At 49.4% G+C, this 23,579-nt stretch carries 15 protein-coding genes; 7 read left to right on the forward strand and 8 right to left on the reverse strand.

Translation table 11 applies throughout. The features are described 5' to 3' along the window. Positions 1-14 precede the first annotated feature (14 nt). Together HF324_RS07425 and HF324_RS07430 are read left to right on the forward strand one after the other, a co-directional pair. Positions 15-8,171, forward strand: coding sequence for an RHS repeat domain-containing protein (locus HF324_RS07425; RefSeq protein WP_168862210.1), 8,157 nt, complete (start codon positions 15-17; stop codon positions 8,169-8,171). Continuing rightward, a complete protein-coding gene (locus tag HF324_RS07430) occupies positions 8,171-8,509 on the forward strand; it encodes a hypothetical protein (RefSeq protein WP_168862211.1) in 339 nt (112 codons plus the stop codon). The genes HF324_RS07425 and HF324_RS07430 overlap by 1 nt, the downstream gene beginning before the upstream one ends. Positions 8,510-8,513: 4 nt before the next feature. Here the strand turns inward: HF324_RS07430 and HF324_RS07435 are convergent, their stop codons facing one another. Both HF324_RS07435 and HF324_RS33850 read right to left on the reverse strand, forming a co-directional pair. Continuing rightward, complete coding sequence (locus HF324_RS07435; protein WP_168862212.1) at positions 8,514-8,660, reverse strand: hypothetical protein; 147 nt, start codon at positions 8,658-8,660, stop codon at positions 8,514-8,516. Next, positions 8,650-8,820, reverse strand: coding sequence for a helix-turn-helix domain-containing protein (locus HF324_RS33850; protein WP_220101283.1), 171 nt, complete (start codon positions 8,818-8,820; stop codon positions 8,650-8,652). Before HF324_RS33850 ends, HF324_RS07435 begins: the two co-directional genes overlap by 11 nt. Before the next feature lie 421 nt (positions 8,821-9,241). On the opposite strand from HF324_RS33850, the gene HF324_RS07445 reads away from it, so the two are divergent. From HF324_RS07445 to HF324_RS07455, 3 genes are all read left to right on the forward strand, one after another. Then, positions 9,242-9,496 carry a hypothetical protein gene (locus tag HF324_RS07445; RefSeq protein ID WP_168862213.1) on the forward strand — a complete coding sequence of 85 codons (255 nt, stop codon included), beginning with the start codon at positions 9,242-9,244 and terminating at the stop codon, positions 9,494-9,496. Between the two features lie 325 nt (positions 9,497-9,821). Next, a complete protein-coding gene (locus HF324_RS07450; protein WP_168862214.1) occupies positions 9,822-10,091 on the forward strand; it encodes a hypothetical protein in 270 nt (89 codons plus the stop codon). Positions 10,092-10,103: 12 nt separating this feature from the next. After that, positions 10,104-10,484, forward strand: a complete 381-nt coding sequence (locus HF324_RS07455; protein ID WP_168862215.1) for a hypothetical protein — start codon at positions 10,104-10,106, stop codon at positions 10,482-10,484. 301 nt (positions 10,485-10,785) lie between these two features. Here the strand turns inward: HF324_RS07455 and HF324_RS07460 are convergent, their stop codons facing one another. From HF324_RS07460 to HF324_RS07485, 6 genes are all read right to left on the reverse strand, one after another. After that, positions 10,786-11,556 carry a M57 family metalloprotease gene (locus HF324_RS07460; protein ID WP_168810985.1) on the reverse strand — a complete coding sequence of 257 codons (771 nt, stop codon included), beginning with the start codon at positions 11,554-11,556 and terminating at the stop codon, positions 10,786-10,788. Positions 11,557-11,701: 145 nt separating this feature from the next. Continuing rightward, a complete protein-coding gene (locus tag HF324_RS07465; RefSeq protein WP_168862216.1) occupies positions 11,702-14,587 on the reverse strand; it encodes an SGNH/GDSL hydrolase family protein in 2,886 nt (961 codons plus the stop codon). A gap of 11 nt (positions 14,588-14,598) precedes the next feature. After that, positions 14,599-15,030, reverse strand: coding sequence for a hypothetical protein (locus HF324_RS07470; RefSeq protein WP_168862217.1), 432 nt, complete (start codon positions 15,028-15,030; stop codon positions 14,599-14,601). Positions 15,031-15,775: 745 nt separating this feature from the next. Further along, positions 15,776-17,224: a coiled-coil domain-containing protein gene (locus tag HF324_RS07475; protein ID WP_168862218.1), complete on the reverse strand. Its 1,449-nt coding sequence runs from the start codon at positions 17,222-17,224 to the stop codon at positions 15,776-15,778. Between the two features lie 140 nt (positions 17,225-17,364). Continuing rightward, a complete protein-coding gene (locus HF324_RS07480; RefSeq protein WP_168810995.1) occupies positions 17,365-19,740 on the reverse strand; it encodes a ribonucleoside-diphosphate reductase subunit alpha in 2,376 nt (791 codons plus the stop codon). A gap of 134 nt (positions 19,741-19,874) precedes the next feature. Continuing rightward, positions 19,875-20,849 carry a ribonucleoside-diphosphate reductase small subunit gene (locus HF324_RS07485; RefSeq protein WP_078671978.1) on the reverse strand — a complete coding sequence of 325 codons (975 nt, stop codon included), beginning with the start codon at positions 20,847-20,849 and terminating at the stop codon, positions 19,875-19,877. Positions 20,850-21,344: 495 nt separating this feature from the next. Here HF324_RS07485 and HF324_RS07490 point away from each other — a divergent pair, with 495 nt between their 5' ends. Continuing rightward, entirely contained in the window at positions 21,345-21,986 is a 642-nt protein-coding gene (locus HF324_RS07490) for an ABC transporter ATP-binding protein (RefSeq protein WP_168810997.1), read from the forward strand. Between the two features lies 1 nt (position 21,987). Next, positions 21,988-23,109 carry a hypothetical protein gene (locus tag HF324_RS07495; protein WP_168810999.1) on the forward strand — a complete coding sequence of 374 codons (1,122 nt, stop codon included), beginning with the start codon at positions 21,988-21,990 and terminating at the stop codon, positions 23,107-23,109. Positions 23,110-23,579 lie beyond the last annotated feature (470 nt).

Consider the following 23,579-nt stretch of genomic DNA (forward strand, 5'->3'; position numbering starts at 1 on the left):
CCCTATACCGCAATATGAAAACATGGGTTTCCTGCCTGGTAACAGCGTTGCTGCTGTTATGGGCAGGCGCTGCCCATGCAGCCATTGAGCCTTATCAGCAGCAGCTTTCAGGGAAACTGAAAAAAGGAGATACGCTGCTGGTAAAGGATGAGAAGTTCGAAAATCCTGCCTATGACTGGCAAATGATCCGGAACTATGGAGTGCTGGACCGTATCACCTTTACCGTTAACCCTGATACGCTGGTAACGTTCGGCAAGAACTTCTCCTGTAAGATTGATCTTAAAATAGAATACTGGAGCAGTCCTGGGCAGGATAACCCTATTACCCTGCCTCATATACCGCTGACCATCCGTTATGATACGGCGGTGGGCGCGGTGTACCAGCTGTCTGACCAATATGATTTTAAGAACGCGTACAAAATAAAGATCACCATTAATGATATCAGCAGCGCCGAGCTGGGAGAGCTGCCCCCGGTATTTTTGCTGAAAGCGCAGGTGGTCGTTAACCGGGATTACCTGCCGCAGAAAGAGCATACGCTGGAGCCGGTGGTGTCCATGGTGCCTGCGCGCGCGTCGACCGAAACCACCATGGCTGCTTTTGCGGCCGCCAATGCCAGCGCCGGCGCGGGACAGGTGCAGATTAGCTGGGATGCCAACGGCGCCCAGAAGTTTGACCTGGAATGGACGTTTGTGGATGAAGAGTCGACCATTGGCCGTTCACTGGAGCAGAATCCTAATCAGCCGGAGGCGACGCTGGCCATCATTTTCCGTAATAACTCCAGCCGGGTGACGGTGATGGAGAACAGTTACCGCATCCCGGTCACCCAGCAGTACAAATTCCTGTTGGTGCGTATCCGTACCGTCGATGAAAGCGGTCAGTTCAGAACGGAAGGCCCTTGGGTGTACACCTGTAAGCTGGATGGCGTGCAACAGCCAGGTATTATTGCGCTGGATGCCGCCTGGCACCGGCCGGGACTGAACTGGCAGTATAGTATCAGCTTCGCGGAAGATGGTAAGCGTAAGGAAGTGATGAGTTATCTCGATGGTACGCTGCGTAACCGCCAGACGGTGACGCTGAACAACAGCGACCAGGTGGCGGTAGCGGCGGAATCCGTGCTGGACCAGTTTGGCCGGCCGGTGGCCAGTATCCTGCCCGCCCCGCTGGCAGCCAATAAAATTGATTATTACCCGCTGCTCAACAAAAACACGAGCGGCGGCGCTTATACCGCCGCCAATATTTTCAAGGGGCTGACCGGTAACTGTATCGGGAAGCCGGACCCGCTGAACACTTCCAGCGGAGCCGCCTATTATTATTCACCTGCCAATCAGACGCTGGGTGGTGATTTCAGAAAATACATTCCAGATGCAGAAGGGTATCCGCTGGCCATCACTTCCTATACGCCGGACAATACCGGTCGTATCAGTCAACAGGGAGGCGTGGGCCCTGCGCTGCAACCAGATCCTATTCCAGCCAACAGTCACGCTACCCGTTACTATTACGGTAAACCGGAGCAGTGGGAGCTGGACCGCCTGTTTGGCAACGATGCCGGTTATGCGAATCACTATCTGAAAAATATGGTGGTAGACCCCAATGGAGAAGTCTCTATCAGTTATCAGAATGCTGCCGGTAAAACGGTGGCCACAGCGCTGACCGGTACCAATCCGAATACCAGCCTGCTGCCGCTGGCATCCCGTCCGGCAGCGGTGCGGTCTACTGTTACGTTGCTGCAGCCCGGCCGTTTTGTATTTGACCCGCAGCTGCTGAAGCTCACGGCATCCACAACTTACCTCGCTTCCGTACCGAATGTTACAGACAACCTGAAGTTCAGTATGCCGAGCCTTATCAAACGGTATCAGCAGAATGGCGTCAGCATCTGCAGCAATTGTTATTATGAACTGAAGGTAGTGGTAGCGGACGACTGTAACAATAAGCTGGTGGAGATGACCAATGTGAAGACCGGCAAAGAGTTGTCGGATTGCAGCGCCACTGCGGATTATGCCAGTACTATCGCCGTGCCTGTCAACAAGGTAGGTGAGTATTACATTACGTTTGAGTTGGCGCTGAACCCTAAAGTGATCGCTGCGTATACCGAAGATTTCATCACCCGTAATACCAACCTGAAAACACATTTTCAGTTTGTGATGGAGGCGCTGGCCAAAGAGGACTTTAGTGGTTGTTTCGCGGAGTGCACTACCTGTAAAACTACCCTCGGACAGAAGACTGATTTCGTGAACGCGCTACGCGACCGGCTGCAACGTAACGGCGTGGACGTAACCACCAACGCGGCAGCTGTTAACACCTGGGCGCAGGGGTTGTATGATGCGTTGTATGCCAACTGTCAGACGTTGCGGGCGAGCTGTATGGCTTCCCCGTGCGACAGGCTGGAACGTGCGCTGAAAGCAGATGTAACGCCGGGAGGGCAGTTTGCGCTGTTTAAAGAAGACGGTACGCCACAGGACTCAGCGGTCAATGTTGTATTTAATTACTGGCGGACTGTTTTTCCGGTGCAGGCGCAAGGTTCGGCTGAGTATGAAAGAGAGAAAATTGAACTGGAAGACGGTAGCTATATTAGTCCGCATGATGCCGGCTTTGGCTGGGCATTGGTAAGGCGCTATTGGAAGCCGGAATGGGCCGCGAAGTTTATCATTTATCATCCGGAATACTGTGCGTTAACCTATTGCCGGAATAACAGCTCCTATATCGGATGGGATCAACGTTTACGCGAGATACATACCAGTGCTGCAGATATACCGGTGGTAGCGCCCGGAAAGCAGTATAGTTATACAAATGGCGACTGGCTGGTAGATGCGGACCCTTTTTTCAAAGGGCCGGGAAGTTCGAAGGTGGACGCATTTAGGGCGGACCTGAATAATTACTCCAGAAATATATTGGGGGTAACTGATAACCGTTTGAACAATAAACATCTCAGTGCCTACGTAGATTATCAGTTGTATTGTGCCGACTCTCTGGGTACCACTAATGCCAATGGTACCGGTTACGGGGATCACCGCTGGAATAATTGTGCGCCTGCTGCCTCCTGCCGCGTGCCTGACAGAGAATGGCAGCAATACGTGGAATATTATCTTCAGTTAAAAGAAAAATACTACCAGCAGTTCAGGAATGAAGGGCCATGTAAAGGACAGTGTGTAGTGGGCGGGTATCCGGGAGTGTCCAAGGGTAGCACGGCCAGCGTGGCGGATCTTTGCGCACAGTTTGATGTCAGCATGTTCAGTTACTATGAGTTTACGCCACCGGACGATATTCATCCGTTATGCTACCTGGAGAAAGTAAGTGGACCACCTATTCCCAAGGGTATTACGCTTATCGTGAATCTGTTTGATCCGGGTGGAACACCGACGTTAGTGGATACAGAACTTTTTACTTATAATTCTCCTACCAGGAAGATCGTCATTTTACCATCGAATCCTTACAGGACCCTGGAGTTAAGCTGTACCGGGTATATTGTAGATCCTGATTCTGCATGTCCTGCCGCTTTTAAAGGGAAAATTTCCCATGTAAACAATCTGGCGTATAAGGCCGCTGCATCTGTGAATCTCGATTCCAGCCTGAATGCAGGGAAGGATTCCATGAGGCTCCATCTGAGCCGGTCTTGTGCTGCTAATGTACAAAGCCTGTTAACGGCGCTATCAACGCAGTTTACCAGTCTGCCTCCCGATAAACAGGTGTTACTTCGCGCCCGTTTGGAAGAAGTATGCCGCAATGGTGGCGACAGTGCGCATATAAACGGGTCCAGCTCCGTACGGCCAGGCAGGGTAAATGCAGATGGTGATGCGACCTTTGAACAGGTAATGCGCCGCTATCTGGGAACCTTTAGTCTTGACGTTAATCCATGGGTGCAGGATGCTTTATATCCGTACGAGACACCCGTTCAAAGTGTGGCAAGACTAATCAGTAACACCGACGGGGGGATCTGTACCCGCCTGAATGCTTACATTACAGAAAAGAACAGTACTCAGCCAGCTGCCACCCTATACAACTTCCTGGTAGCGAAATTCGGCGCTAATATGACGCTGACGGAGCCTGAACTCAATGCATTGGTGAAAGGCTGTAGCAACTGCCGCCACCTGTTGGACAGGGAGATGAAACTGCCTGTATTCCTGGATGGTAATGCCAGCGGCTGGATCAGCGCCGCAACTTTTAATACAGCACACGCGGCTTTTAATACTGCTTTTGGTGGGTCGCCCAATACATCGCATGTTAATTATGAGGATGTATACCGCAACTTCATGAATCAGCGGTTTGGCTTCACTCTTAGTTATTTAGAATACCAGACCTATCGGCAAAAGTTGGAAAGCGCTCCTCAGGAGATATTGTGTAACAACCCGGTATATGATGCGGTGCCTGCAACCCCTTACCAATGCATGTTGGAGCTGACAGACGGTGCAGTGGCCGGTGCTTCCCGGTTATATGCTACGTATGTGGATTCCGTGCGGCGGGCGTTCCGCAATGAATATGTATTGTTGTGCGGTGGCGTTCAGCCGAAAGTCACGCTGGAAACATCGCAGCAGCATTATCACTATACGCTGTATTATTATGATCAGGCAGGTTCGCTGGTACGTACGGTCCCGCCGGAAGGAGTGGACATCATCACCGACCAGCAGGTGCTGGACAGGATCGACCAGGCACGCCGTGTGGATTATAGCAGCTGCTCCTATAACGGTCCTGTAGTCAATACAAACCCGCAGGCGGCGCTGGACATGCTGTCTGCTTCCGTTACCAATACGGCCAACCGCTCCGTGGAATTCTGGGTACACAATGAGAATGGCAGCGCATCGCAGGTAATCACACCGGCGGGCAACAATAAGATCTATTTCTATCTCTGTCAGAGCGATAAATACCTGAATGTATCTATCTACAACCTGGCGTATCCTTCGCAGACGAACGTCGATATCCTGTCATCCAAGCATGTGACGGTAGACCTGAGCGCGATATTGCCACTGGGCCAGTTTACACATGTGGTGGTACAGGGTGCCAATTTATCGGACCCCTCTGCGGCGCTAAATATTTTCGTCAACGGCCGTGCTTTTACACCATTGGCAGATCCGCTGCCGACGGCCTGCGAATGGACCATCGGTATCGGGACTAATGGTAATGCCACTTTCACCACAGACCTTACTCATCTGAAACAGTTGCGCGTGTATACCCGTCAATTGTCAGGCGCGGAGATCGCGGCCAACGCGCAGGAAGTGTGTATGGGTATGGCGCCGGCGTACAGCACGGCGCTGCTGCGGGACACCCTGATATGGGCCAGGCTCAATACGCCGCAGCCCGGATCGCCTACCACGGTGCCTGGCCAGGGTACTACAGAAGGGCAGATATTGGCGGTTTATCCCCGTCACCGGTTGACCACCGACTATGCGTATAACTCCCTGGGCCAGGTAGTACAGCAGCGGTCCCCCGATGCGGGAATGAGCTATTTCTGGTACGATTATAAAGGCCGTCTGGTAGCTTCCCGTAATGCTGTTCAGGTAGAGAAGCCTAACCAGTACAGTTATACCGTTTATGATTTCTTAGGGCGTATTACTGAAGTAGGGGAAAGGCTAAACGCCTTTAATCTCGGTGTCCCTGATTTTATTCCGCAGTCGGTATTAAGTAATTTTGACGCATCAGGTACTAAATCGCAGATCACCAATACCTATTATGATACGCCGCTACTGCCGACCACCTATGACCAGGCTAACCTGCGCAAGCGGGTGTCCGCCAGCCTGTACCGGGATACGCCGCAGTCGGCCGCAGTGGGCAGCTATTACAGCTATGATGCCATCGGTAATGTGAAAACCCTGTGGCAGCAACTGTATGGCCTTTACGAAATGAAGCAGACCGACTATAACTACGACCTTGTTAGCGGCAAGGTGAATGCCGTGCGGTATCAGTATAATAAGCCGGACCAGTTTTTCTACAACTATGAATATGATGCGGAAAACAGATTAATCGGCGCCTACAGCAATGTGACCCACGCCGGCGATGGCTGGAAGATATTCTCCTCCAATGGCGCCAACCGAAATGCCAACTACCGGTATTACCTGCACGGCCCATTGGCCCGTACAGAAATCGGTAAAGAGGTGCAGGGCATCGACTATGCCTATACGCTGCAGGGTTGGCTGAAAGGCATCAATGGCACCGGGCTTACACCGGCGCAGGATATGGGGCAGGACGGCGCCACGGGTGGCCGTAGTACTTTCGCTCCGGATGTAATGGGTTATTCACTTGATTACTTTACCGGCGACTATAAGCCTATCGACAACTCCGTCAACGCGCTGGCGATGAAGTATGCCTCTTCCGCGAGTGATATCACCGGTCATAATTTGTTCAACGGTAATATCAGTCGCACTACGCTGGCGCTCAGTAAGTTGAACAACGGCGCCCCGGTAGGCTACAGTTACCGCTACGATCAGCTCAACAGGCTGGTGCGCATGCGGCAGCACCAGCCGCCGGCAGGTACTACCACCTGGGGCTTCGCCCAGTCCGTGGATGATTTTAAAGAGGACATCAGCTACGATGGTAATGGCAATATCCTGTCGTACCTGCGTAACGGTACCCGCGATACCAGTGTCTCTATGGACAACCTCACCTATTATTATCCCCGTAATAGCGATGGAAAGCTGGTATCCAACCAGTTGCGTCATGTTAAAGATGCAGTGGGTGATGCTGTCTACAAATCGGATATAGATAATATGAACGATGATAATTATCTTTATGATAACATCGGCAACCTGGTCAAAGACCAGGCTGCAGGTATCAAGGTCAGCTGGAACCTATACGGTAAGATCAGCAGCATCCTGTTCGATGACAACAGCTCTTTGGTTTATAAATACGATGCCAGCGGTAACCGCACCTACAAAGCGTTCCAGAAAAATGGTGCCACCACCCGTACATGGTACAGCCGTGATGCACAGGGCAACACGCTCGCCGTCTACAGCGACAATGGCGGTAGCCAGGTCTACTGGAAAGAACAGCAGTTATACGGCAGTTCCCGCCTCGGTATGTGGATGCCGGAGATGGTGGTCAGCGGCGGTACTACCGGCAACGCCGCCACGCTCTGGGGACAGACGAACCTGATGCGGTATGAACTGTCCAACCACCTGGGCAATGTGATGGCTACTATCTCCGATACGAAAACAGGTAGCGCCGCCACGGTATATTCAACAGTAGATTATGCGCCGTTCGGGATGCAGATGGTGGGAAGGAAGTGGAGTTTGAGCGGAGGGTATAGGTATGGGTTTAACGGGAAGGAGAATGATAATGAAGTGAAGGGAGAGGGGAATCAGCAGGATTATGGGTTTAGAATCTATGATCCCCGAATTGCTAAGTTCTTATCTGTAGATCCAATTACGAAACAGTATCCTGAGTTGACGCCGTATCAGTTTGCAAGTAACAGCCCCGTTTTAGGTGTGGATCAGGATGGGCTAGAGCTGATTGCTAGTCATAGTGAACCCCGCTTTCTGAAAATTAAGTCTGGAATGGCAGTCTTTGCCCCAGCTACTGCAACTGCTGTTAGGCAAGGAGCTGTCGAACTTAGTAAAAGAATGGCAGTTAGCGCTGCTGGACAGTTGGTAACGAAAGGAAGCGGCGCCGCATTAGGAGCTGCAGTAATGACGGTGGCCCTTACTATTCTTCCTCAGTCTATGGCAAACCCTGAAGGTAGTGAAGCGTGGAAGAATCGGCATGGAATAAATCTATCTGGACAAGTACGGTTTTATGAAGATGAGAGCGGAAAGTCATACCCTGTAATAAGAACAGATGAGGCATTAAAGAGGATACCAATAGGTAGTCCACTTAGAAGAGAGGTTTGGTCTATCGATAAAAGAGATGAGGAAGAAGTCACACTCTATAGAGGGGTGTATGCTGGGCATCCTGATATGCCGAATGCTCGTCGTGGAATGGCGGTTCCCTGGGGGCTTAATGGTGGGCATAATGATCCTATAAAACACAACGAAGATCAGACCAAGAGCATATTTACTTCTTGGTCTATATCTGAGGATGCAGCAATTGAGAAGGCTAACGAACGCGGATCTGGAGGAGTGTTGCTAAAGAAAAAATTTAAGATTTCACGCTTAATTCCTTCGCCAGACAGGTTTGATGAATTAGAAGTTTTAGTCCCTGGAGTTGTTACAGGGGCCGCTGTTTTACCTCCAAAAAAAAGTAGATAATGACAGATAAGGAAAGACTTAACAAAGTAAGGAAATTACTTACTTCTAAATATAAAGAAATAGAAACCAAATTCTTTGATGCCAATTCGAAGGTAGAGTATCATTATTTTGAGCTGGAGAGGGAGAACTTTTTGTCAGTTTTCAAGCGTAGGCAAAAAAGTTCAAATTTAAATGTTCAATTGGCCCAGGCATTAAATGAGGTTATTGTGTCATTTGAATCAACAAACGATGAAAGAATTCTTTCGAATACAATATTGAGGGACAAAAGAGATTTAATGATATATACCAATGTTGACATGACTGTGTTATTCGGGGTGTTGGTTTTTAATAATGAATAAGACTCTACATATCAGCAATATTTTTTTGGAAGAAATCTTTAAACTTAGATTTGGTAAGCATTGTATCGATGATACGGTACAATGCTTGCCTGTCTTCGTCTTCGAGCTGTTCAATCAGGCGTAGTTTTTCTGCTACGGTTTTATCCTCCACTTTTACTTCTTGGCATTTTACCTTCCGGGTGTACCAGTTCATCGATGGTCATGCCGAACAGGCGTGCAATCTTCTTTAAAGCCTCAATGGAAGGTTCTCTTATTCCATGTTCTATTTTGCTATAGTTAGAAGTGCGAATGCGCCTCACGAACGCGCTCACAGCGTGAGCGCCTACCCGGATTTTTTTCTTTCGTCTAAAAAAAACAAATGAAGAAAAAGGAATATATTTATGGAAGTTCTTTGAGTAAGCGCCTGGACAAGGCGGCAGTGTGCCAGGTGAAGGTAGTGGTGGTACGGAGGGTACGGCGTGAGTTATCGTTATCGGTTTAATGCGCAGGAGAGGAATGACGAAATAGCTGGAGCGGAAAATACTTATACAGCCCAGTTTTGGGAGTATGAACCAAGGAGAGGAAGGAGATGGAATTTAGACCCGAAACCGACAGCTGGTATCAGTCAGTATGCTGGGTTTGCGAATAATCCAGTATTGTTTAGTGATCCATTAGGAGATACTATTATGCCTTATGGTAATGCTGAGGTGATTGATTGCAAGCTCACTTTGACTTAAGAAAACAGGTTGATTAATGATAAATAAATTTGATGATATTTTTGATTCCATTTATGATGGAAGTCAAATCAGTTTAGACGTTTTGTTGACCGCATTAAAAAATGCGGGTGCAACTCAGATGGAATCTGTTATGCTCTTAATTAAAAATCTGAAAATGCCATTAAGAGAAGCAGATTCTTTAATTGTTAATTCTAGTGTGTGGCAAGGAAGTAAAGAGGATGTGTTCTGGCTTAGGAATAAATTTGGAGAGTACCTGGATGGACTTGATTGAGTATTTTCATTCCTGATTAAGGAGTGGTTATTTTAAATATAAGATAAAGATCAGCTATTGCTTGGCTGGGCTTTATCATTTAAGAATCGCTTGTGGTTTTGCTTTAGCGAGGAAAGCATCCAGGAGAGTATATACACACTCTTTGTCTCTGTCTGAAAGTTCATTAATCTCATTAAGCCGCTTCATCATTTTAGGGTCTTTAAGTATGTTGGTATCGTTAGCTTCTTCAAGAAAAAACCGACTGTAGTATCTAAAGCTTGAATCAGGAAAATCCTACTGGGTCAAGTTTGGAAAAGGCACCACTGTCAAGGATAAGGATGAGGATATGACGGACAAGAAAGTCATCGGTGTTGATGAAGATTTGCGTAACCGCTGGAGAAGAGGGGCTATTATCTGGAAGGAGGAAGGTTGGCAAAGAGCAGGCTTGACACGGGGAGACTTTGGTCGGACATCTATGGATAGTTACTACTTTATGGAATCTTTTTGTCAGGCAGCTAAAAATGCCGATTTTATTGATTTTGATATTACAAATTTTGTCTACAGGAAAAAACCGAATAGTGTTATTATATTAACTATAGCATTGTTAATATGTTAAAGGGAATTTTTAATGAAAAATGGTGTGATTCAAGTTATTGATAACAAAGATTATAGTGAAGCTTTGGGTGAATTTAAAGAGGCCTATGCGCAGATATGGACTTTTCATATCTCGCTCAAGAGGCTGGTGATTAGATTATCATTTACCAAGCAAAAAGAAGTGCTGTATATTTTAGCTGCTGGATGCGAACATGTACAGGGGGTATTTTCTTGGGAAAAGTCGGACCTTACTATTGAGAATGCTTCTGATAATACTGGACAGCATTACTTAACAAGAATTTTTGATAGGAATAGCTTATTTGAATTACAAGCATCGGGAGGTGTTGTATTGTTTTATGGTAGTTCTGATGATCTTTGGTGGACGCTCGATGAGTTGAAAATAGATGGTGATTAGTGCGTTAATCCAGTTCATTTGCCTATGTTCTCAGTTGATCATAGTTTACATATCAGCAGTATTTTTTGGAAAAAATCTTTAAACTTAGACTCGAACAGTTTAAAAGTAGAGAAAATGTGCAATTGAGCTGAGCTTGCTCCCAACCCCGGCAGAAATAACCTGTGTTATTTCGATCTTCCCGAAGTGGAGGAGGTTTTAGCAACGCTCAACACAATGAAATGAATATAAATACGGGGCTTCGCCATCGGCTGTTCCCCGTATCACCATTATGATAAGTATGTCTTAGATCTCAGAATGTAATTTACTGCGGATACAATATCTGCGTTGCACGCACATCCCATGAGGTAAATCCATTCCATGGCAGTACGGTTGAATTCATCACAGAATTCGGATCTGAAGTCGGTGTTCCGGGAATTAATGTACCGAAAGTCTGGTTGGTGTGGTGGAACCCGATAGTATGACCGAATTCATGGGTGATGGCAAACAACTGCTGGGTGGCAGACATGGTGTTGTACTTGGAATTGATTTCAACGGTTACACCGGGCCTGCTGTCTGACCCTGGCAGGTAGGCTCGTGCGATCCAATTGGCGTTTTCATAACCCATGAAAATCCTGGTGTTGGCACTTGCGGCAGAGGTTACGATAGACATTCCCAAACGGGTGCCGTTAACGGCGTTCCAGTTGGCGATGGCGCCTCTGATGGCTGTTTGCCATACAGCGGGAATGCCGGGCTCAAGGTAAAACTTGATGTCGCTGTTGTAGGCATTGCTGACAATATAAGTGCCACGTCGTTGTTCTGTGTTGGGCCCTGCTTTCGAGTCGGCAACACGTTGTTGAAGGTCTGCAATAGTGATAATAATATCGTCTTCGATAATAACGCGGTCTTTCTCAAAGACAATGTGCTCGCGATCAAATCCCTGGTTGGCCAGGTAGTTCTTCATTTCTTCTACGGTGGTGGGGGCGGGCGTTGGGTCGTTCAGTGCTTGGTCTTTCTTGGAACAGGAGGAGAAGAGGAGGGTTAAGGAGGCAATACAGACGATTGCGCTCATGTAGAAACCATTAGAGTGTTTCATGCTAGACAGGTTTTTAGGTTAAGTAATAAAGAATGAATAATTCACTAAAACTAACGCCTGTCACGGTAATACAATGGCAGTTTGAATTTTAGGCGGTAAATGAAAATCCCGGTCCATACGGACCGGGATTTTTTTAGTAATGACTTTATGGATTTTCCTGTATTACTACTGCATTGATATAGGAGAAATCGCCGTTGGTAGTGACTGACGGAGAGTGTACTGATAATTTGATATTACCGGATGCGTCTGGTATTACGTTGGTGACTACTTCCTCGCGGGTAGTATTGTCCGCTGCATCCTGCAATAACTCCGGACCTCCGTTTACACGCCACACGCCATACCTGGCGCCGCCGGCGCTGCTATTGCGGGAAGCGTACAGTTTGATAGTATATGTCTTACCCGGGTTCAATCCTTTGATAAGAAGATTGTCCATGCCGGTGGTATACTTCAGGGCATAGTTGAACCAGAATGCTTTGAGCACGATATCAGGCACCACGCCACTGTTGTTATTGGTGGTGCTGCCGTCCGTATCGGAGGCCTGTGCTCCGGAGAAAGACGACCAGTAAGCTTTGGCATCGCTAACGTTGTCGATGGTCCAGTTGGTGACAGGGTCCGTCATGGTTACCCGTTGGTTGATGTTAGGGTTATACACATTGAACCAACCCGGTATTGGGGTGACAGGGTTCTTACTGAAATGTACTCTCAGTGTTTTCTTCCCGTTGTTATTGGGATACACTTTCACGGTGGCCTGGGTGCTCAACGCCTCCCCGGTAGTGGTGGTGCCGGATACCTGGTAGATAAAGGTGCCGTTGGTCAGCCCGGCGATGCTGGCGGTGGCGCTGCTGCCATTGCTGATAGTAGTCGTATTCGGGCCTGAAACCTGGCTCCACTGGTAACTGCTCATCACTGCGCCGTTGATGGGCACTGCGGTCAGCTGCATCGTGCTCAGCGTAGTAGTGGTATCCCGCAGGGTCAACTGCGGAAGTACCGGCAATGTGCCCATAACGCCGATATCGATAAGGCTCACATGCGCAAAAGTGCTGCCGCTGCCTACACGCAGCACCAGGTCCACGGAGTCCATGCCGGTGATGCCATTGAACGTAACGGCCCTGTTGTAGTCTGGGGTGCCGCTGAGATTATAACGGGTATCCACTGATTGTGCAGTAGCCCAGGTCTCTTCGCCCAGTTTGGCCTGTAACGTACGGGGAGTAGCGTTGTCGTCAAGACGGGCGCCCCACAGTTTAATGTAATAGGTATTCGTTTTAACGAGCCCCTTCACACGCAGGGTGATACCATCCGGATTGATGGAGGAATGCAGGAACATGTTATCATACAGCGCCTGGTAGGGGTAGTCTCCTATCGGCACGCTGAACCCGTTGTAGTTGATGGATTTGGTGGCGGAAGAACCGAAGGTGCCCTGCGGTAAGCCCAATAACTGGACACTCATCCTGGTGGCGGAATTGGTAGTGGTCTTCAGTTGGGTGATAACGGCTTTGTCGGCGAAGCCGGCCACGCCGCCCGCACCATACCAGTTGTTCCAGTACTTGCCCCAGGTATCGGGCGCAGGGGTAGGTTTGCCGTCGGGAGTGGAGCCGTTAAGGGTATTAATACCATCGCCGCCAAGGTCAACGAGCAACCGGTAATTGTAATCATCTACGCCGGGAACAGAAGGGTTCTGTTTCTCGTCCAGCGTAGCGATATTGGAGTAAGGGGAAGATGTACCATCTTTCAGTTCTGCCTTTACCCGGAAATACTGTTTCGCATTGTTAAACCGGGGAAACGATCGCTTGACCACATTGGCTTCCTGTTCTGTGGCAAACTGGCTCCAGCTGTTTTTGTCCAGCGAAGAATCAATGACATACCGCTTCACGCCTCTGACAGCCTGAAAATAATCGAGCCACCTGTCAAAAAGGTTGTTGGCGATAAACTGGTTGCCGGCGCTGGTAAGGTGGATGCCGTCGCCGTTGTTGTAAACGGGCAGAATGGCGCCAGCAGTGGTGGGGTCAACAAGGTCTTTGAAGCCTTCCACATATCGCTGTGGCCATAGTGTCCTGATGCTGTCGGCCAGCTGTCGCAGCATGCCCTGTTGCGAAGCAGTGTAGTTGGTACGGGGTTGCGTGGTTTCAAAGAAAACCACGACGCCTTTTGCCTGCGCGAGGGAGTCGACCTTCTTCAGGTTGGCGATACTCTCGTTGATGGCTATACCGGCAGAAGGATCGTTTGAAGGCAGCGATACAAAAATGAAATCCGGGTTCAGGCTGATAGCTGTTTCTATGTTATGCCCCAGGGTGCCGCCGTTTTGAACGGGCAGTATATCCTTGCTGCTATAACCGGCAACGGCCAGGTTGTCCCAGGTAGGGTTATAGGTATTTGCCACAAGCCAGGCGTTTATTTTGTCACCAAGACGGTCCGGGTAGCTGAGGCCATACCCGGCCAGCGTAGAGGAACCGATACCCACCACCCTCGGGCTGAGGTATAACGTTTTGGCGTTGGTGCCCCACCGTAATATAAAGGCTTTACTGCCACTTTCCAGGATGCCGGCTTTGGGCAGCACCGTGCCTGGAGGCGATGGTGTTCCGATGTTCACATCGCTGCCGTCGAGGGAGAGGTCCACGCCGCCCAGCGCTTCGATGTATATCTTGTCATTGGCCTGCAGCGCCGGATAGAAGACGATCTTACCGCTCTGATCATTGACACCAACGCCGTTGGTATTGTTTCGGTATTGTAGCAAGCCGTTCCTCATGACTTTGATGAAATAGTTGGCCAGCGCGGGATGTTGATAAACGCTGTCGCCCGCGGCAGGATACCCGGGCTCTCCCACCCGGAACTGGATGGTTTGCCCCAGCTTCCTGAAAAGCGTTTTGCCGTCGCCGGTGTTAAAAAGATAACCGTTAACATCTTTGGTTTTGTTTCTCAGTACCAGTTCGGCATTGAGAATTTTAATGGAATCTTTTTCTATGCTGATAGGCGCCTGGGCGTGGGTAATCATTCCTGTTAACAGGAAAAGAACGGATAAAATAAGTTTGTTCATGGTAAAGGATTTTAATGTGCATTCACATGGACGATCGTACTGAGCGCTTCTATATAAACGGTTTCCTGTGATACGAGCGCGGGCCGGAAGGTGATCCTGCCTGCTACTGTGTCAACAATCAGGGGGTGCTGAAGTAAACCGTTGCGCCATACTTTGATGTTTTTCTGTTGAAAGTCGGGATGGGTGTACGTGCTGTCGCCTGCGACAGGAAACCCTGCATGCCCGACGGTGAACTGAATACCCTTGCCGGCTTTCCTGAAGGTGGTGGCGCCGTTGGACTGGTTGAACAGGAAGCCCTGCACTTGTCTGCTTTGGTTGCGGATAACTATTTCTCCGCCGGTTACTTTTAACGAATCTCTTACAGCGCTGAGGGCTGACTGGGCTTCTGCACGTGCGGATGACAATGCGGCACAAAGGAATAGCCCGGAAAAATAACGTAACATAATGCTTGCTTTAAATAAAAAATAAAAGGGCTGTTGGTAATAGTATAGGTGTTTTGCTAAAGCTGCATGTGTTGAACTATACCTGTAGTAATCGCAATTATATTGCTGGTATTTGGGTAACGAATCGTATAGGGACTACAGATAGGGTAACATTCTCAATACATTACCCGAATATACGTTTTTTTGGTGAATGGTATTGGCTGATTTTTAAAAGACTTACTCGACAAGTAGAAATCGGCGTAGAATAATTATTTTTAGATAAATGTGAAGGTCAGTGATGGAAGGATTGATATGATGTAATGACGCGTGCGTGGAAAGACCAATTTAACATAACCGGTATCGGCGCTTAATTATGCAAACAATGTTTAAACCAATAGTAGTGCTCTTGCTACTATTTCTAACTAGCTGCCTGTCCAATAAATTTCATTTTGATGTGCAGCACCAGGTGTTACGCTCAGATAACACAAAAGGTATCTCTGCTGTTTATCTGAAGAACAATGCTGTTCAGGAGGAATTTTCCATCAGCTAGGAGAGCCTGGAGGAACCGTCCGCCTATGTCGATTTTAAGGCGATTCAGCCTTCCTATCGGGTGGAGAAAAACGGGAAGCCCATTGCACAGCGTCTTTTTAAATTATCGCCTGGGTCAACGTATACCATTGAAAGAGCTGGTGGTGATGCGGGCGCATTTTCCCTCAGGGTATCTACCGATATGAAGGGGAATGTAATAACAGTCCGCTGACAACACCTAAAAATTATACCCCATCCGCACCTTAATAGGGTCTGTTCTCGGCACATGCTGGTTGTACAAAAAGTCGAACAGCACCATCATATTCCCTTTTAACTTACTGTTGATCTTATACTTCTTACTAAGACCGATAAGCCCGCTGGGCGTCCAGGCCTGACCGATACCTTCGTTGGCTCCGGGGTAGTCCGGCTGGAAGTTCTGTTCATAGCCGCCGTTGAGGTAGAAAGTGCCTTTCAGTTTCCAGTCGATGAAGGAGCGGATGCTGGCGCCCTGACCGCTGAAATGGATATCATTGAAGCCGGTACCCAGACCGAGCTTATAAGATGCGCCAATGCCTGCGCTGCCGTTTTTGTGGAACTTATAGGCTACCTGGCCGGCGAGGTCGCTGGTGGTGGGAAAGAATTTGGTGCTGCGCTGGAACTGTATGTTACTGCCGAATTCCAGCCTTTGCAGGAAACTTTTGGTCTTCAGTTCTTTCGGTTTGAAGTTGGGCATGTCGGCAGCGTTGTCCAGGTCGGGGAATTTGCTTTTGAGCTCGTTCATGCGGCTGCGGGCTTCGGCCATCTGTTGACCGACAGCGGCGCCTGCATTGGGGCCGCCACCCAGCCGTTGCTGGATGAGCTGTTCCACCTGTGAGCGGGTTTGCAGTCCTGCGAGGTCCTGTGGGGAAGCGCTGCCGCCTTGCAGGTTGAAGAGGCCGGCCAGCTGGGAGTGTTTCTGCATGAAATCATTAAAAGCGGGTACTTTTTTGATGATCTCCATGGCTTTCTGTTCTGCTTTCTTTTTGTCCTTGAAGACTTCTTTGTATTCTTTCAGTTGCTGGGCATAGTAATAGGCTTCCTTGTTCATTTTCTGAAGGTCTTTGGTGAAGCCGGTGTATTGGGCCAGTTGTTCTTTCAGCTGCTGTTTACGCTCGCGTATAAACGATTTGATGGCTTCGGCCTGCTGCAGCTTGTCCTTGAGGGCGTCCATGGACTTGCTGGCGTTGTTCAGTTTGTCGGTGAGACCTTTGGTTTGTTTGAGCAGGTCGCCGGAGCCTTTCAGGAAAGCGAGTGAGTTCTGCAGGCTGTCCAGGTAAGGGCCGCCGGGCTGGGAGAGGACGGCTGGTACCTTTACTTTCCCCAGTTTGCCTTTGAGGCGCGCCTGCAGGTTGCCCAGCGAGTCGATGCTGCGGGTGAATATATTTTTGGCGGCGAGGCTGTCTATTTTGGACAGTTTTTTCTGCATGGCCTGTTCTTCTTTCAGGAAGCGTTTGAGGGCTTTATCGGTGCGGGAGGTTACCTGTTTATTGAGCTTGTCGGCTTTGCTTTTGGCGGTGGAAATAAATTTTTCGGGTACCTGTTGCACTTTGGCGGCCACACTGTCTTTTTTAGCCAGGATATCCTGTGCCAGTACGGGCTGCAGGGAGCAACAACAAACCAGGAATATAATAGCGTGAAATAGTTTCATATTATAGGTACGGGTTACAAAAATAGTCTGACTGCTATAGGGCAGCAAGATAGGGATTATCCTTCAGATGCAGGCAAAAAAAATCCCCGGCCGTTGAGACCGGGGAGGTGATAATTATACTTATAAACCCTTTGCAAATCTTAGGCGCTGCAGGTAACACAACCTTCTTCCATGGTGCAGACAGCTCCCTCAGGGATGTCGTCGATGGATACGTCACCGCCTTTGGCGATAACGGGTTGGATCTGCTGGCCGCCTTGTTTTTCAACGGTGAACTGTACCGCCTGTGTAGCTGCCTGTGTACGCAGGTAGTACATACCGGTTTTGAGGCCTTTTTTCCATGCGTAGAAGTGCATGGAGGTCAGCTTCGCGGCGGTAGGTGTGTCCACGAACAGGTTCAGGGACTGTGACTGGCAGATGAACGCGCCGCGGTCGGCCGCCATGTCAATCAGGCTGCGTTGTTTGATTTCCCATACTGTTTTGTACAGTTCCTTGATGTTAGCCGGGATCTCTGCGATATTCTGGATAGAACCGTTGGCGGAAATGATTTTTGTTTTCATGTCATTATCCCACAGGCCCAGTTCCACGAGGTCTTTCAGCAGGTGTTTGTTCACCACCACAAACTCACCGCTCAGTACGCGGCGGGTGTAGATGTTGGAGGTGTACGGCTCGAAGCACTCGTTGTTGCCCAGGATCTGGGAAGTGGAGGCTGTCGGCATCGGCGCCAGCAGGAGGGAGTTTCGGATACCATCTTTGATGATGGATTTCTTCAGCGAATCCCAATCCCAGCGGGAAGACGGTGTTACGTCCCACATATCGAACTGCAGGATGCCTTTGGAGGCGGGAGAGCCCGGGAAGGTTTCGTAGTGGCCGTCTTTTTTGGCGAGGTCGTTGGAAGCGGTAAGACCGGCGAAGTAGATGGTTTCAAATATTTCGCTGTTCAGTTTACGTGCTTCTTCGCTTTCGAAAGGATAACGCATCAGGATGAACGCATCGGCGAGGCCTTGTACGCCCAGGCCGATCGGGCGGTGGCGCAGGTTGCTGCGTTCTGCCTCTTCTACCGGGTAGTAGTTGTAGTCGATGATTTTGTTCAGGTTCAAAGTAGCCTGGTAGGTTACTTCAAACAGTTTCTGATGGTCAAACTGTCCTTCGTTCACGAAGCGGGGCAGCGCCAGGGAGGCGAGGTTACATACGGCCACTTCGTTGGCGTCGGTATATTCGATGATCTCGGTGCAGAGGTTGGAGCTCTTGATGGTGCCCAGGTTCTGCTGGTTGGACTTGCGGTTGGCGGAGTCTTTATACAGCAGGTACGGGGTGCCGGTTTCAATCTGGGCGTCCAGGATGGCGAACCACAGGTCCTGTGCTTTCACGGTTCTGCGGGCGCGGTTTTCCTTTTCGTATTTTTCATACAGGGCTTCAAATTCTTCGCCCCAGCATTCGTGCAGTCCGGGTGCTTCATGCGGACAGAAGAGGGACCAGGTGCCGTTGGATTCCACGCGTTTCATGAACAGGTCAGGCATCCAGAGGGCGTAGAAGAGGTCGCGGGCGCGCATTTCTTCTTTACCGTGGTTTTTACGCAGGTCCAGGAATTCGAAGATATCGGCATGCCATGGCTCCAGGTAGATGGCGAAAGCGCCTTTGCGTTTGCCGCCGCCCTGGTCCACATAACGGGCGGTGTCGTTGAATACACGCAGCATCGGGATGATACCGTTGGAGGTACCGTTGGTGCCGCTGATATAGGAACCGGTAGCCCGGATGTTGTGAATGCTGAGACCGATACCGCCGGCGCTCTGGGAGATCTTGGCAGTCTGCTTCAGGGTGTCGTAGATACCTTCGATGCTGTCGTCCTGCATGGTGAGCAGGAAGCAGGAAGACATCTGCGGTTTCGGTGTGCCGGCGTTGAAGAGGGTAGGCGTGGCGTGTGTGAACCAGCGCTCGCTCATCAGGTTGTATGTTTTGATCGCGGACTCGATATCTTCTTTGTGGATACCTACAGACACTCGCATGAACATGTGCTGCGGACGTTCTACCACTTTACCGTCTGTTTTCAGCAGGTAAGAGCGCTCCAGGGTTTTGAAACCGAAGTAGTCGAAGGCGAAGTCGCGGTCATAAATAATGTTGGAGTCCAGGATGTCTGCATTTTTCTCAATGATCTCCCAAACCTCGTCAGACAGCAGGGCTGCGTTCTTGCCGGTTTTAGGGTCAATGTAGTTGTACAGTTTGCACATCGTTTTGGAGAACGATTTTTCTGTATTCTTATGCAGGTTGCTTACAGCTATGCGGGAAGCCAGCAGGGCGTAGTCAGGGTGTTTGGTGGTGAGGGACGCCGCCGTTTCAGCCGCGAGGTTGTCCAGCTCGGAAGTGGTCACACCGTCGTATAAACCCTGGATCACTTTCTTGGCCACGTCTATTGCGTCTACATATTCCGTATTAAAACCGTAGCACAGTTTTTCGATACGGGCGGTGATCTTGTCGAATTTCACCGCTTCTTTTCGTCCATCTCTCTTGATTACGAACATGGGTTTGTGAATTTAAGAGGTTAGATAAATGATTTTGGAATTTTGAGATTTTTTGATTTTGAAATTTTGTTAGTTCGATATTTAGAAATCTCCCTAAAATCAAAAAATCCGTAAATCAAAAAATCCCAAAATGATTAAAAGTCTTCTTCCAGGCTGAAGGTCTGCGCTTCTTTGCTGCCGCCCATTACGCCTGACTTCTGATAGTCACCCACACGTTTCTCAAAGAAATTGGTCTTGCCCTGCAATGAAATCATTTCCATGAAGTCAAAAGGATTGGACGCGTTGTATATCTTGCTGTAGCCCAGCTCAGACAACCATCTGTCGGCCACAAACTCGATGTACTGGGACATCAGGTCTGAGTTCATGCCGATAAGGGCCACTGGTAAGGCTTCAGTGATGAATTCTTTTTCATAGCTCACCGCATCACGGATGATGGTGTGTACCTGCTCTTCGCTCAGTTTGTTTTCCAGCATGCTGTACAACAGGCAGGCGAACTCGCAGTGCAGGCCTTCATCACGGCTGATCAGCTCGTTGGAGAAGGTCAGGCCTGGCATCAGTCCTCTTTTCTTCAGCCAGAAGATAGAGCAGAAGCTGCCGCTGAAGAAGATGCCTTCTACCGCCGCAAAGGCCACCAGGCGCTCTGCGAAAGTGCCGTTCTCGATCCAGCGGAGCGCCCATTCCGCTTTTTTCTTCACCGCAGGTACGGTGTCGATCGCGTGGAACAGACGGTCTTTCTCTGCCGGGTCCTTGATATAGGTATCAATCAGCAAAGCATATGTCTCGGAGTGGATATTTTCCATCATGATCTGGAAACCGTAGAAACAACGGGCTTCCGGGATCTGTACTTCGCTCATGAAGTTCACTGCCAGGTTCTCGTTCACGATACCGTCGCTGGCTGCGAAAAATGCAAGTACATGGGATATAAAGTGGCGCTCACCGTCATTCATGCTGGCCCAGTCTTTCATGTCTGCGCTCAGGTCTATCTCTTCGGCCGTCCAAAAACTCGCTTCGTGCTTCTTATAGTGCTCCCAAATCTTCGGATATTTGATCGGCAATAAGACAAAACGGTCCTTGTTCTCTTTTAAAAGAATTTCATTCTCGTTACTCATAATAATATTTTTTTATTCGGGTCGCGGTTTTTCGGTTTTTCCTATTTGGGGTTGGTATACTGAAAAATTCGCATATCTCACATTTACTACCCACCTGCTTCCAGCATCAATATCCTAAAACACATTACGTCCGGGATTACAAATGTAAGGAACGACATTAGCGAGGGCTGTTTTAGTTTTCAACAGGTGTGGAAAAACAATGTGAACATTGTTGGAATGTAGTGCCGGCGCATGTTTCACGCCTATGTGGATAACGCTGGGTATAACATTTTTTCTTCATGAAATAAGCGTGACATTTTGGATGGGAAACGGGCGAAAATCCGCTGAAACTTCCCCTGGCCGCCCGTTCGATATATACACAAAAATCTTATGAATCGGCTAAAGCAATGAACATCAGTAGAAAAAAAGCCGCTGGCAAATTTTTGTTAAATTGACTACCGGAATATATTATTATAAGGATTAATTTTTCATATTTACGGCTGATCAACTACGCATATGTCAGAACCGGTAATTGCCCTTCACGCTGTTAAAAAGAATTACCAGAACGTGCCTGTACTGGATATTCCCCGCCTCGAACTGTCTGCCGGCATCTACTGGCTGCAGGGCGAAAACGGCGCGGGTAAGACCACCTGTATGAAAGTGATGGCCGGCCTCATACCCTTCAAAGGGGAAATCCGGCTTCGCGGCGATGTCAGCAGCAAAGAACACCCCGTCGCTTTCCGCCGCCTCATCAACTACGCGGAAGCGGAACCGTTCTACCCCGCTTTCCTCACAGGCCGCGACCTGCTGGAGCTATACCTCGGCACCAAAGGGGGCGACCGCCGCCTGATCGGCGAAACAGCAGAAAGAATGGGCGTGCATGCCTTTGTGAATAACCCGGTCAGCACCTACTCCAGCGGCATGCTCAAAAAACTGTCGCTCCTCCTCGCGTTTACCGGCAACCCGGTAGTCATCCTGCTCGACGAGCCCCTTATCACCATCGACACCCGCACCCTGGCGATCATGTACGACCTCGTCCGCACCTGGCACGCCAACGGCACCACTTTCGTCATTACCTCCCACCAGCCGCTCGATCCCGACGAGGTCACCCTCACCGGCACCCTGCGGGTAGCGGAGAAAAATATTACGCTCAATTGATATGCGTTCAGTTACGGCCATCCTGCAAAAGATATTCACCGCCCAATTTTATATCCGGAACACGGGCTTCTTCCTCGTGCTGTTCTACCTGATGTTCGGCGTGGTGGACAGCGGCAGCCTGCTCCCGTATCACCGGGGACTCATGCTGGGCTTCCTCGGAAACATCGTTTTCCTGCTGCTCGTCTTCGCGCTGTGGACGCTCTATGCACTCAAATGCACAGGCTTCGTCATGAAAGTGCTGCAAAGCCAGGGCTACGAATTCCTGTACCCTACCATGGGCAGCATGGATAAAAACAAGCGGCTCCGCGCATGGCTGCTGGTCCATAACGCCATCTACCTGCCGGTATGGCTGTATGCCGGCACGGCCATGGTGGTGGGCTTCCGGCATCAGTACTACGGCGCCTCCGTCAGCATCCTGCTTTTCAACATCGCGATGGCCGTATGGCCGGTAGCGCTGTACGACAGGAAACTATTCCAGCCGGACACTTTCTTTTTTACCGGCTACCTGCAACGGTGGCTCAACCGCCACTTTACAAAACCGCCGGTGCTCTACTTCCTGTATGAGCTGTTCACCCAGTTTCCCCGCCGCATCCTCTCGGCCAAAATCATCTCCGCCGTGGTGCTGTGGCTCACCTTCTTTCTTATGCAGGAAGGCGGCTACTTCGACCTGCGCGGCCTCCAGCTGGGCGTAATGGTCAGCGTACTGCTGCATCTGCAATTGCTCACCCATCACCGCGCGTTCGACGATACCTGGCTCAACTTCATGGAAAACCTGCCCATCAGCACTTTCCGCCACTATATGCGCATAGCGGCCATCTACCTGATGATGTGGATACCGGAAATGGTGATGATCACTGTGAACGCCTATACGAAAACATCCCCGCTGTCCCTGCTCATGGTATTTGGTATTGCGCTGTCGCTGTTGATGTTCTTCCGCTCGCTCCTATATTTTCCGAAGATGAATAACGAACTGCACGTGCGTTATGTACTGCTGACATGCTTCGTCGTGCTGTTTATGGTGCTGGGGCATTATGAATGGCTGGCGATACTGCTGCTGCAGGCGCTTTCTGCGATTGTCTTCTTTGCAAAATATCGTAAATACGAACCTTACATCGAGCCGTAACATTTTCATATTGTCCGTAATTCCGATGCCGTGTGTCCGTTATATTTCATTCCCCGGGCTCACGCCCGGGGCTACGGTGTTGTTCAGACACTTTTACGGCGGTGTCATGATAATAATGGGTTGGGTGTAGCGTGGTGAAATAGCCAATATAGTAAACGGATAGGATGCCGCCGATATAGCGCTTACATAACCGGTGCTGAAATAGCCGGCATAGCAGGCTGATGGAATATAACCACCGCAAAGCTTAATAGTGCGCGTTTGTATTCATGTAACAACAGTTCAAATGAATGAGGCTAACCAATTTGGTTAGCCTCATTCATTTGAAAAGAATCAAAAATCTAAAATGTTTTTTCGTTTAACCGTTCAGGTTCGATGAGCGGGCCTTATTTCCCTATCGCCAGACGGGCTTATCCCAAGAGCGAAAGCACTATGCTGCATGAAGACCTGAACAACATCGTAGCCCGGGGCGT

It is taken from the genome of Chitinophaga oryzae (assembly GCF_012516375.2).
Lineage (GTDB): Bacteria > Bacteroidota > Bacteroidia > Chitinophagales > Chitinophagaceae > Chitinophaga > Chitinophaga oryzae.

Coding starts and splice junctions, on each gene's coding strand:
- HF324_RS07490 (WP_168810997.1), top strand. CDS start 21,345: ATGTCAGAACCGGTAATTGCCCTTCACGCTGTTAAAAAGAATTACCAG.
- HF324_RS07450 (WP_168862214.1), top strand. CDS start 9,822: ATGACGGACAAGAAAGTCATCGGTGTTGATGAAGATTTGCGTAACCGC.
- HF324_RS07475 (WP_168862218.1), bottom strand. CDS start 17,224: ATGAAACTATTTCACGCTATTATATTCCTGGTTTGTTGTTGCTCCCTG.
- HF324_RS07430 (WP_168862211.1), top strand. CDS start 8,171: ATGACAGATAAGGAAAGACTTAACAAAGTAAGGAAATTACTTACTTCT.
- HF324_RS07485 (WP_078671978.1), bottom strand. CDS start 20,849: ATGAGTAACGAGAATGAAATTCTTTTAAAAGAGAACAAGGACCGTTTT.
- HF324_RS07495 (WP_168810999.1), top strand. CDS start 21,988: ATGCGTTCAGTTACGGCCATCCTGCAAAAGATATTCACCGCCCAATTT.
- HF324_RS07425 (WP_168862210.1), top strand. CDS start 15: ATGAAAACATGGGTTTCCTGCCTGGTAACAGCGTTGCTGCTGTTATGG.
- HF324_RS07480 (WP_168810995.1), bottom strand. CDS start 19,740: ATGTTCGTAATCAAGAGAGATGGACGAAAAGAAGCGGTGAAATTCGAC.
- HF324_RS07460 (WP_168810985.1), bottom strand. CDS start 11,556: ATGAAACACTCTAATGGTTTCTACATGAGCGCAATCGTCTGTATTGCC.
- HF324_RS07470 (WP_168862217.1), bottom strand. CDS start 15,030: ATGTTACGTTATTTTTCCGGGCTATTCCTTTGTGCCGCATTGTCATCC.
- HF324_RS07445 (WP_168862213.1), top strand. CDS start 9,242: ATGATAAATAAATTTGATGATATTTTTGATTCCATTTATGATGGAAGT.
- HF324_RS07455 (WP_168862215.1), top strand. CDS start 10,104: ATGAAAAATGGTGTGATTCAAGTTATTGATAACAAAGATTATAGTGAA.
- HF324_RS07465 (WP_168862216.1), bottom strand. CDS start 14,587: ATGAACAAACTTATTTTATCCGTTCTTTTCCTGTTAACAGGAATGATT.